The sequence below is a fragment of the Ensifer canadensis genome (assembly GCF_017488845.2).
GTDB classification, from domain to species: Bacteria; Pseudomonadota; Alphaproteobacteria; order Rhizobiales; family Rhizobiaceae; genus Ensifer; species Ensifer canadensis.
This window is the reverse complement of the sequence record NZ_CP083370.1, coordinates 3,569,143-3,580,588: the sequence shown is the minus strand read 5'-3', so window position 1 is coordinate 3,580,588 and position 11,446 is coordinate 3,569,143. Positions and strand designations below refer to the sequence as shown.

At 61.9% G+C, this 11,446-nt stretch carries 8 protein-coding genes; 3 read left to right on the top strand and 5 right to left on the bottom strand.

Annotated features, from left to right (window positions below):
- The first annotated feature begins 42 nt into the window (after positions 1-42).
- Positions 43-1,200, top strand: coding sequence for an OpgC family protein (locus J3R84_RS17420; RefSeq protein WP_025425242.1), 1,158 nt, complete (start codon positions 43-45; stop codon positions 1,198-1,200).
- A 248-nt stretch (positions 1,201-1,448) separates the two neighbouring features.
- On the opposite strand, the gene J3R84_RS17415 is transcribed toward J3R84_RS17420, so the two are convergent.
- Entirely contained in the window at positions 1,449-1,751 is a 303-nt protein-coding gene (locus J3R84_RS17415; protein WP_025425241.1) for a hypothetical protein, read from the bottom strand.
- A gap of 349 nt (positions 1,752-2,100) precedes the next feature.
- The gene (locus J3R84_RS17410; RefSeq protein WP_025425240.1) at positions 2,101-3,858 is read right to left on the bottom strand and encodes a glucan ABC transporter ATP-binding protein/ permease; all 1,758 of its coding nucleotides are present in this window, start codon (positions 3,856-3,858) and stop codon (positions 2,101-2,103) included.
- A 388-nt stretch (positions 3,859-4,246) separates the two neighbouring features.
- On the opposite strand from J3R84_RS17410, the gene J3R84_RS17405 reads away from it, so the two are divergent.
- Both J3R84_RS17405 and pyc read left to right on the top strand, forming a co-directional pair.
- Positions 4,247-4,987 (top strand): helix-turn-helix transcriptional regulator, encoded by a 741-nt coding sequence (locus J3R84_RS17405; protein ID WP_057210879.1) that lies wholly within the window; start codon positions 4,247-4,249, stop codon positions 4,985-4,987.
- A gap of 115 nt (positions 4,988-5,102) precedes the next feature.
- Positions 5,103-8,561: a pyruvate carboxylase gene (gene pyc / locus J3R84_RS17400; RefSeq protein WP_025425238.1), complete on the top strand. Its 3,459-nt coding sequence runs from the start codon at positions 5,103-5,105 to the stop codon at positions 8,559-8,561.
- Positions 8,562-8,875: 314 nt separating this feature from the next.
- On the opposite strand, the gene J3R84_RS17395 is transcribed toward pyc, so the two are convergent.
- From J3R84_RS17395 to J3R84_RS17385, 3 genes are all read right to left on the bottom strand, one after another.
- Complete coding sequence (locus tag J3R84_RS17395; RefSeq protein WP_025425237.1) at positions 8,876-9,637, bottom strand: amino acid ABC transporter ATP-binding protein; 762 nt, start codon at positions 9,635-9,637, stop codon at positions 8,876-8,878.
- Complete coding sequence (locus J3R84_RS17390; protein ID WP_025425236.1) at positions 9,634-10,314, bottom strand: amino acid ABC transporter permease; 681 nt, start codon at positions 10,312-10,314, stop codon at positions 9,634-9,636. The genes J3R84_RS17395 and J3R84_RS17390 overlap by 4 nt, the downstream gene beginning before the upstream one ends.
- A 212-nt stretch (positions 10,315-10,526) precedes the next feature.
- Positions 10,527-11,300 (bottom strand): amino acid ABC transporter substrate-binding protein, encoded by a 774-nt coding sequence (locus J3R84_RS17385; protein WP_025425235.1) that lies wholly within the window; start codon positions 11,298-11,300, stop codon positions 10,527-10,529.
- Between the last annotated feature and the right edge of the window lie 146 nt (positions 11,301-11,446).

The window sequence follows — 11,446 nt, the reverse complement described above, 5'->3', positions numbered from 1 at the left end:
CAGGGGTGGGGCAGGGGCGCCAGATCCCGGATACTAGACCGCATGCTGCAAAACACATTTGGGGGCGGCTCGAACCCGACGATATCCGCCCGCATGGTTCCCAAGGAGCGCGACACGCGCCTCGACGTGTTGAGGGCGCTCTGCCTTCTGACGATCTTCGTCAACCACGTGCCCGGGCAATATCTCGAATATCTGACCCACAAGAACTTCGGCTTCTCGGATTCGGCCGAGGCCTTCGTGCTCATCTCTGGCCTCTCCGTCGGGCTTGCCTATGGCGGCAAGTTCGTGTCCGGCGCATGCCTGGCGCTGACGCTCAAGATCTGGCGGCGGGCGCTGGCGCTCTACGTCGCCCATATCATGACCAGTATCGTCACACTGGCGATCTTTGCCGGCGGCGCCCTCTATTTCGGCCGGCAGGACCTGATCAGCGAGATAAACATCCGACCCTTCGTCGAGCAGACCGAGCAAGGCATCGTCGCGATGGTCCTGCTCGGGCACCAACTCGGCTATAACAACATCCTGTCGATGTATGCGGTGCTGTTCCTGATGCTGCCCGGCATCCTCTGGCTGAACGGCATCAGCAGCCGGCTGCTCCTCGTGTTTTCCGCGCTGCTCTGGCTTGTGGCCGGGGTGTTCAAGCTGGTGCCCTCCAACTTCCTCGACGAGGGCTACTGGTTTCTCAATCCGTGGTCCTGGCAGTTCCTCTTCGTCATCGGCATCGTCTCGATGACCGCGATCCGCCAGGGCGCAGTCCTGCCGCGCAGGCCGCTGCTGATCGCGATCGCCGCGATCTATCTCGTCGTTTCGGCGCTGTGGGTTCTCTTCTCCTGGTGGAACATCGACCTGTCCTTCGGTCTTCCGGCGGTGCTGACCGGTTTCGACAAGACCTTCCTGTCACTGACGCGGCTAAGCCATGTTCTCGCGATCGCCTATCTCGTCGCCGTCATTCCCGCCGTCAATCGCCTCGCCCGGCTCGATGCCGACCACCCGCTGGCGATGGTCGGCCGCCATTCCCTGCCGATCTTCATTTTCGGCACTATCCTGGCGATGGTCGGTCAGGTGCTGTTGTTCGTGACCGGCCGGAACCCGATCGCCGGCACGCTCTTCGTGATCGTCGGCATCGGCCTGCACTTCGTTTACGGCTACTATCTGGAATGGTTGCGGGGCGTCGTCAGCGCGAAACCGATGCGAGCGACATGATGAAACGATAAGGACGACCAAGGGTTTGCATCAAGGCTCGGCCGCCGGTTCAAATGTGTAGGCAGCCGGCCGCGGAACTTGGGGGCCCCTACCCTCGAGTTCGATCGTCTTGCCATTGGCGCGCAGGACAGTAATTCCGCCTGCTTCGCAGGGCCCAGAGATACACGCGGTACCGATCATCGCCATCTACTGCATGTTTCCTTTAATCTTATTCGATTGAAGGACAAAAACTGCAGCCATTCAAAGGGCTACAGCGACCTTTGCGCGTCTAATAAAGACGCCCGGCGTAGGCCGACGTCACTCAGGGTGCGAAGTCCGGTCGACACGACCATGGCGTCCAGATGCCCCGCAGGAACGCGAACATGAACCTCTTGAAGATAGTCAGTTAGCCCGGCTATGACGATTTGGCCTGACGTGTGGAGCCGTCCGATGACGACATGATCCGCATTTTCGATGTCGATCTTCGGCATCTGTTCGTGCAGTTCCACGATAACCGCAACATCCCTGTTCCGAGCAGTCACGACGACCAGCGCATCGTTGCCTGCAAGCATTCGGATCTTGAAGTCTTCGTCTGTCCAGTTCGATGGGAGATGTAGGTTGTTGGAAGCGTCTGCGAGCTAGAACTGATGATAATCAGCCATGACCCGACCATCGAATAAAACGGTCAATCGTGACCTACCTTCCGAAGGATGTTCGCTGGCCTTCGCTAACGCCGAATTCGCTGGCCGTTCTGACCGAGAACCCATGACGCCAATGGCGGCTGCATGCAGTGCCGTCCAGCAAACGACGGCGCAGTACTTGAACGGGATTGCAAGAGCCAAGTCAATGCGAGCGGCATGAACGAAAAAAGCCCCGGAGGGTCCGGGGCCTTTTGCATTGCGTGATCTATAAGGCGTCGGCTCAGGCCGCCGTGTGGCTCATGCGGACGTCTTCGTCCGTCAGGATGCCGCTGGCGCGAAGCAGGGCGGCGAAGCGGCCGTTGCTCTGGCTGAGCTCGTTGAAGCCGCCCATCTCGACGATCCGACCTTGATCCATGAAGATCACCAGATCGGCCTCGCGCACCGTCGACAGGCGGTGGGCGATGATGAAGGTGGTGCGGTCCTTGCGAAGCGCATCGATCGCATCCTTCACCCGAGCCTCGGTCTCGACGTCGAGCGCGCTGGTCGCCTCGTCGAGCACCAGGATCGGTGCGTTCTTGAGGATGGCGCGGGCAATCGCAACGCGCTGGCGCTCGCCGCCAGACAGGCGGTTGCCGCGTTCGCCGACGACGGTGTCGTAGCCATTGTTGCGGCTTTCGATGAAGTCGCTGGCGGCAGCCGCTTCGGCGGCAGCCATCACTTCGTCGAGCGACGCGTCGTCGCGGCCAAGCCGGATGTTTTCGCAGATCGAGCGGTTCATCAGGCCGGCGTCCTGGAAGACGGTGGCGATCGAGCGGCGCAGCGACTTGCGCGTGACCTTGGCGATATGGACGCCGTCGATCAGGATCTGGCCGTCACGCGGTTCGTGAACGCGCTGCAGCAGGTTGACGAGCGTGGTCTTACCGGCGCCGGTCGGGCCGACGATCGCGATCGTCTGGCCGGCCTTGGCCGTGAAGGACACGTTGCGCACGCCCTGCGTGGTGTTGGCGAAGTCGAAGGACACGTCGCGGAATTCCACTTCGCCCTTGACCGCGCCCAGGTCCATCGCACCGGCCGGCTCTTCGCGTTCGCGCACCGAATCTTCGAGCTGGAAGAAGTCTTCAAGCTTGGCGCGGGCTTCGAAGATCTGCGTAACGAAAGCCTTCATCTGGTCGAGACGGCCGATCAGCAGGTTGGCAAAGCCGATGAAGGCGATGACTTCGCCGACGCCGAGTTCGCCGCGCTGGACGAGCACGGTGCCGATGACGAGGATCGTCATCATCGAGATGGTCGAAGCGACGCGGTTGAGCGCGCTTGCCAGCGCCCACCAGTCAAGCACGGGGAACTGGGCGGAGATCAGGCGTTCGGTGAACTTCTTGAGTTCGCGCGTTTCGGCTTCGATGCGGTTGTAGCTGTGAACGACCGAAACGTTGCTGATGGCGTCGGAAACGTGGGAGAAAACCGTGTGATAGTGGTTCTCGACCGAGGCCTGGCCTTCCTTGGTGCGGTTCATGACAGCCTTGCTGACCAGCACATAGGAGACACCGAGGACGACGAGCACCAGCGACAGGCGTACATCCATCGCAAACGCGGTCGGGATGAGCAGGACGAGCGCTACCGCCGTTGCCAGATGCTGGCGCATGAATTCGAGCCAGAGACCGAACAGCGTTTCACAGGCGCGAAGCAGCGTATGCAGCGCGTTCGACGTACCGCGCTGGCTGTGCCAGGAGAGCGGCATCGAGACGATGCGGCCGAAGGCTTCCGTCAGCAGCGTGGCGCGACGGCCATGGGCCAGCCGATCCGCTTCGCGGGCGACGAGGACGAAGGCGACGGTGTTGAACACACCCAGGCCTGCCCACATCAGCAGCATCGGCGTTACTGCGCCTTTGGAGGAAATGGCGTCGATGATGCGACCAAACAGGATCGGCTCCGCAATCGTGATGACGGCGAGCACGACGTTGGCGAGCACGATCGCCGAGACACGGAACTTGTGAACCGCAAGATACTGAAGCGCTCTTGCATACACTTGGAACAATGACACTGTCTCACCCCTTCCGGGTACCGGATTTTGCGCCGCACCAAACATTCGTGCGGCAAATGCGTCACGCCTCAACACCTCCGGCCGTCGGGCACGAGGCCGCGATTTGCCGGCCGCCAAGGCCGCTCTGGGACGGTCATTTGCGATATTTTAGGAAAAACAGGAGCTTGAGGCGGTTTTGATAGCGAAACTCCGTTCGCCCGTCGTTGGGCTTGGCGAGAGTATTCATAGTCTGCTATCTTTTCCGTCCAATTCCGATTTCTCGCGATTTTCGCACAAGACCGGGCGTGGTATGTCGAATTATCGCGGGTGCAACATGAATGGCCCCTGAACGGTTCATTCATGTCCGGTTTCCGGCCCTCGCACACGTGTTCTACCTGGAAGGTGATCCATGAATATCACGCTGCTTGTGCAATTTCTTGCGCTGATCGAAGAGATGAAGACGCGCGAAGAAATCGTACCGGAGTTCGAACGGTTGCTCGACCGCTGCGGCTTCGACTTCTACGGGGTCGTCAGGCAGCCGAAGCCTCACGAAAACCCGTTGAGGCTGCTGCTCGCCGGTCGCTGGCCGGAAGGCTGGCCGCAGATCTACATCCGCAAGAAGTTTGTCGTGATCGATCCGACCATCCGCTACCTCGGTCACGCCCAGCGCGGCTTCCGCTGGCGCGACACACTGTTTGCCTTCCGTTCCGACCCGCATCGCAAGCGCATGGAAAGCATGATGATCGAGGCCCGCAACCACGGCCTCTATGACGGTTACATCTTTCCGGTGCACGGCCGCCGCGGCCTGTTGGGCAATCTCACGGTCGGCGGCCGCGTCGTCGATTTGAGCCCTATTGAAATCAGCCTGTTCGACCAGATTGCCAAGCGTCTGTTCTGGAAACTGCTGGAACTGACCGATCCGGAGATTTCAGCCGAACTCGCATCGCGTGTCGAAGTGCAGATGACGCGGCGCGAAATGGAAGCGCTCAACTATCTCGCCGACGGCATGACCTCGAACGATATCAGCAAGGTGCTCGATATTTCCAGTCACACAGTCGATTGGTACATGAACGGCATCCAGGAGAAACTGAAGGGCAAGAACCGTCACCACGTCGTGGCGATCGCCTTCCGGCTGGGGCTCATTTCCTGATCCATTTCTCTCGGATTTCCGCTCGACTCTGAAATTGCGCTTCATTCCGCGACCCGCTAATACTTTACTTCGCGGGTGCAGCATTTCCCGCGTTTCAAGTCTTGAGGAGTCCGACTTGCCCATTTCGAAGATCCTTGTTGCCAACCGTTCCGAAATTGCAATCCGCGTGTTTCGCGCGGCCAATGAACTAGGTCTGAAAACGGTCGCGATATGGGCTGAAGAGGACAAACTGGCGCTGCACCGCTTCAAGGCGGACGAAAGTTATCAGGTCGGCCGCGGCCCGCATCTGTCGCGGGACCTCGGGCCGATCGAGAGTTACCTGTCGATCGAGGAAGTGATCCGCGTCGCCAAGCTTTCCGGCGCCGATGCCATTCATCCGGGCTACGGCCTGTTGTCGGAAAGCCCCGAATTCGCCGAGGCCTGCGCCGAGGCCGGCATCACCTTCATCGGCCCGAAGCCGGAAACCATGCGCCAGCTCGGCAACAAGGTTGCCGCCCGCAACCTGGCGATCTCGATCGGTGTACCGGTCGTGCCGGCGACGGAACCGCTTCCCGAAGACATGGCTGAAGTGGCGAAGATGGCCGAGGCGATCGGCTATCCGGTGATGCTGAAGGCTTCCTGGGGCGGCGGCGGGCGCGGCATGCGCGCGATCCGCGACCCGAAGGATCTCGCCCGCGAGGTGACGGAAGCCAAGCGCGAGGCCAAGGCCGCCTTCGGCAAGGACGAGGTCTACCTCGAAAAGCTGGTCGAGCGTGCCCGCCACGTCGAAAGCCAGGTTCTCGGCGATACCCACGGCAACGTCGTGCATCTGTTCGAGCGCGACTGCTCCATCCAGCGGCGCAACCAGAAGGTCGTCGAGCGCGCGCCGGCGCCTTACCTCAACGCCAGCCAGCGCGAAGAGCTTGCCGCCTATTCCAAGCGCATTGCCGAGGCGACTAACTACATCGGCGCCGGTACTGTCGAGTATCTGATGGATGCCGACAGCGGCAAATTCTACTTCATCGAAGTCAATCCGCGCATCCAGGTCGAGCACACGGTGACCGAGGTGGTCACCGGCATCGATATCGTCAAGGCGCAGATCCACATCCTCGACGGTTATGCCATCGGCACGCCGGAATCCGGCGTGCCGTCGCAGGAAAATATCCGCCTCAACGGCCACGCGCTGCAGTGCCGCATCACCACGGAAGATCCCGAGCAGAACTTCATTCCGGACTATGGCCGCATCACTGCCTATCGCGGCGCAACCGGCTTCGGCATCCGGCTCGATGGCGGCACCGCCTATTCGGGCGCGGTCATCACCCGCTACTACGATCCGCTGCTGGAAAAGGTGACGGCCTGGGCGCCGAACCCCGACGAGGCGATCCAGCGCATGATCCGCGCGCTGCGCGAATTCCGCATCCGCGGAGTGGCCACGAACCTGACCTTCCTCGAAGCGATCATTAGCCACTCGAAATTCCACGACAACACCTACACCACGCGCTTCATCGACACGACGCCGGAGCTTTTCCAGCAGGTGCGCCGCCAGGACCGCGCGACCAAGCTCCTGACCTATCTCGCCGACGTTACCGTCAACGGCCATCCGGAAGCCAAGGGCCGTCCGCGTCCGTCGGATGAGATCGCCGCCCCCGTCGTGCCGTTCATCGGCGGCGAGATCAAGCCGGGCACCAAGCAGATGCTCGACCAACTCGGCCCGAAGAAATTTGCCGAATGGGTCAGGGCGCAGCCGCAGGTGCTCGTCACCGACACGACCATGCGCGACGGCCATCAGTCGCTGCTCGCCACTCGCATGCGCACCTACGACATCGCCCGTGTCGCCGGCACCTATGCGCGGGCTCTGCCGAATCTGTTTTCGCTCGAATGCTGGGGTGGGGCGACCTTCGACGTCTCGATGCGCTTCCTCACCGAAGATCCATGGGACCGGCTGGCGCGCATCCGCGAGGATGCGCCGAACCTCTTGCTGCAGATGCTTCTGCGCGGCGCCAACGGCGTCGGCTACAAGAATTATCCTGACAACGTCGTCAAATACTTCGTCCGCCAGGCGGCAAGGGGCGGCATCGACGTCTTCCGCGTGTTCGACTGCCTCAACTGGGTCGACAACATGCGCGTCTCGATGGAGGCGATCGCCGAAGAGAACAAGATCTGCGAAGCGGCGATCTGCTATACCGGCGATATTCTCAATGCCGCCCGGCCGAAATACGATCTCAAGTACTACACCGCGCTTGCCGCCGAACTGGAAAAGGCCGGTGCACATATCATCGCGGTCAAGGATATGGCTGGCCTGTTGAAGCCGGCTGCAGCCCGCGTGCTGTTCAAGGCGCTGCGTGAGGCGACCGATCTGCCGATCCACTTCCACACCCACGACACGTCGGGCATTGCCGCCGCGACCGTTCTGGCTGCCGTCGATGCCGGCGTCGATGTCGTCGATGCGGCGATGGATTCGCTCTCCGGCAACACCTCGCAGCCCTGCCTCGGCTCGATCGTCGAAGCCTTGCGCGGCTCCGAACGGGACCCGGGCCTTGATCCGGAATGGATCCGCCGCATCTCGTTCTACTGGGAAGCGGTGCGCCATCAGTACGCCGCCTTCGAAAGCGATCTCAAGGGACCGGCATCGGAAGTCTATCTGCACGAAATGCCGGGCGGCCAGTTCACCAACCTCAAGGAGCAGGCCCGCTCGCTCGGTCTGGAAACCCGCTGGCACGAAGTGGCGCAGGCCTATGCCGACGCCAACCAGATGTTCGGCGACATCGTCAAGGTGACGCCGTCCTCGAAGGTCGTCGGCGACATGGCGCTGATGATGGTCAGCCAGGACCTGACCGTTGCCGACGTCGAGAACCCGGCCAAGGACATCGCCTTCCCGGAATCGGTTGTGTCGATGCTGAAGGGCGACCTCGGCCAGCCTCCGGGCGGCTGGCCGGAAGGCCTGCAGAAGAAGGCGCTGAAGGGCGAAAAGGCCTATGTGGTTCGCCCGGGCTCGCTGCTCGAAGCTGCCGATCTCGATGCCGAGCGCAAGACGATCGAAGAGAAGCTGGAACGCGAGGTCAACGACTACGAGTTCGCGTCCTATCTGATGTATCCCAAGGTCTTCACCGACTATGCGCTGGCGGCGGAGACTTATGGTCCCGTCAGCGTGCTGCCGACGCCGGCCTATTTCTACGGCATGGCGCCGGGCGAGGAGCTGTTCGCCGACCTTGAAAAAGGCAAGACGCTGGTCATTCTCAACCAGACCCAGGGCGAGATAGACGAGAAGGGCATGGTCAAGGTGTTCTTCGAACTCAACGGCCAGCCGCGCCCGATCAAGGTTCCCGATCGCAACCGCGGTGCTTCCAGCGCCATCCGCCGCAAGGCGGAGGCCGGCAACGCTACGCAGCTCGGCGCGCCGATGCCGGGCGTGATCTCGACGGTCGCGGTGCACGCGGGCCAGGCGGTCAAGGCGGGCGACGTGCTGCTGTCGATCGAAGCGATGAAGATGGAAACGGCCTTGCATGCGGAGAAGGACGGCACGATTGCCGAAGTTCTGGTGCGCGCCGGCGACCAGATCGATGCCAAGGACCTGCTGATCGTTTTCGGCGCCTGAGGTTTCGGGCAAGAATAAATAGAAACGGCCGGGCGTGAGTCCGGCCGTTTTCGTGAGAGGGGATAGGCCGCCATCCCTGTCGTCATCCTCGGGCTTGACCCGAGGATCCAGCCGCAAGCACGGCCCTCCGCCGCGCCTCAAGACGCCTTGGTACGCAGTTCTTGCCGGTGAGCTCCACCCTCTCCTCCGTCATCCTCGGGTCAAGCCCGAGGATGACGGAGGAGAGGGTGGAGAATGGCGAATGAGAGATAGTTCGCCCTCCACCGACCCTGGCCCGCTATCAGTCACCCGGGCGATCGGCCCCCAAACGTCGCTCAGATGTCGTAGCTGTGCGGCGCACTCAGCGAGGCGATGAACTTCTTGGTGCGTTCGCGCTCGGGCGTCGAGAAGATCGTCTTCGGCGCGCCGCTTTCGACGATGACGCCACCGTCGAGGAAGACCACCTTGTCGGCGACGCGCGAGGCTAACCTCAGGTCATGCGTCGCCATCACCATGGTCGTGCCTTCGCGGGCAAGCCGGCTCAGCACTTCGACGACTTCTTCTGCCAGCTCCGGATCGAGCGCCGAGGTCGGCTCGTCACAGAGAAGAACGCGTGGCGACGGCGCCAATGCGCGGGCGATCGCCACGCGTTGCTGCTGGCCGCCGGAAAGCGTGGCCGGCCAGGCATCGGCCTTATGGGCCATGCCGACCTTTTCAAGCAGCTCCATGGCGCGGGCGCGCGCCTTGTCGGCGGGCCATTTCAACACGGTGACAAGGCCTTCCATGACGTTGCCGAGTGCGGTCTGGTGCGGGAAAAGCTGAAAATTCTGGAACACCATCCCGGTCTGGCGGCGCAGGCGCTGGATCGCCTGCCAGCCGGTCTTGCGCCCGGGCTGAAAGTCCAGCGCCTCGTCGCCAAGTCGAATCGAGCCCGATGTCGGGATCTCCAGGAGATTGATGCAGCGCAGGAGCGTGCTCTTGCCGCCGCCGGAAGGGCCGACCAGCGCCGTAACCGTGCCTTCGGCCAGCGTCACGGAGATGTCCTTCAGCACGAGATTGTCGCCGAAGCGTTTTTCGATGTGGGAAAGCTCGATCATGTCCGGGCCTCCAGGAAGCCGCCATAGCGGGCGAACCGGCGCTCCAGCCGCACTTGCAGGGCTGACAGTACCGAACTCATGGCGAGATAGATCAGCGCTGCCTCAATATAGAGGATCAGCGGCTCGTAGGTGGTGGCGACGATGCGCTGGGCGGTCTGGAAAAGCTCTGGAACCGTGATCGCGGCGGCAAGCGAGGTATCCTTCACCAGCGAGATGAAGGTGTTCGACAGCGGCGGCACGGCGACGCGGGCTGCCTGCGGCAGGATCGTGCGACGCATCGCCTGGCTCCAGCTCATGCCGATGGAATAGGCCGCTTCCCATTGCCCGCGCGGCACCGAGGAGATCACCGCGCGAATGATCTCGGAGGTATAGGCCCCGACATTGAGCGTGAAGCCGATCAGCGCGGCCGGGAAGGCGTCGAGCAGGATACCCATGCTCGGCAGGCCGTAGAAGATCACGAAGAGCTGGACGAGCAGCGGCGTGCCGCGGATGACCCAGACATAGAACCGCGCGACGGCAACGACGGGCGCCGGCCCGAAGAGGCGGGCGATGGCCGTTGCCAGGCCAAGCGCCAGGCCGAGAATGAACGAAAGCAGCGTCAGCGGGATGGTGAACGTCAGCCCGGCCCAAAGCAGGGACGGCAGCGAATCCAGCATGAGTTGAAGCCAGGTGGGCAAGGGATGGGCCTTTCGAAAAAGCGCGATCCGCTCCGGAGGCCGGAACGGATCGCGATTCATACTGCATGATGCCTTAAATCGAAATTGGTTTGAGGCGGGGGCATGCAGCGAGCTTGAAGTGTTACCGCGTCCTTTGCGCGTCATGTCCGACGCGCGGCGCCGTAGCGAGCAAGGCCGGGGGAGAAGCTGCCGGCCTTAATGTCAGGCGGGTGTTACTTCGAGACGTCGGCGCCGAAGTACTTCTGCGAGATCGTCTCGTAGGTGCCGTCGGCCTTGATTTCGGCAAGCGCCTTGTTGACGGCTTCGAGAAGTTCCGGCTCGCCCTTGCGGATGATGATGCCGGAATAGTCGGCGTCGGCCTGTTCGGCGGCGATCTTCACGTTGGCATCAGGCTTCTGCTTCTTGAAGTCGAGGAAGGAAAGGCTGTCGTTGATGGTCGCATCGGCGCGGCCGGTCAGAACCAGCTGGATCGATTGGTCGAAGCCGTCGGTGCCGACCAGCTCGGCGCCGGAAGCCTGCGCAAGCTTGCCGAAGTTGCTCGTCAGCGACTGGGCGGACTTCTTGCCCTTGAGGTCGGCGAAGTCCTTGATTTCGGCGTCGTCGCCCTTGACGATCAGCACGGCCTTGGAGGCGATATAGGGCTCGGAGAAGTCGTACTTCTTCTTGCGCTCCTCGGTGATGCCGACCTGGTTGATCACCGCGTCGTAACGGTTGGCGTCGAGGCCGGCGATCAGGCCGTCCCACTTGCCTTCCAGGAACTCGGCCTTGACGCCCAGCTTCTTGGCCACTTCCTGGCCGATCTCGACGTCGAAGCCGACGAGCGCGCCAGATTTGTCGTGATAGGTGAAGGGCGCATAGGTGCCCTCTGTGCCGATCTTCAGCACGCCGGCGGACTTGATCTGGTCGAGGTTCTCACCGGCCATAGCGGGGACGAAGGCGGCAACCTGCAGGAGGGCGGCGGCGAAAAGCGTGGGGAGGAGTTTCATCTTGTCTTTCCATCTTTTTTGTGTTCCGGCCCGTCGTCCGGATTGAGGAGAGAATCTCATAAAAAAATCGCCGCTTGAGCGCATAAAACTCCAATTGCTGAGCGTTTTTGTGAAGATTTTTCCCCGGACCGGTAGAATTTTCATCC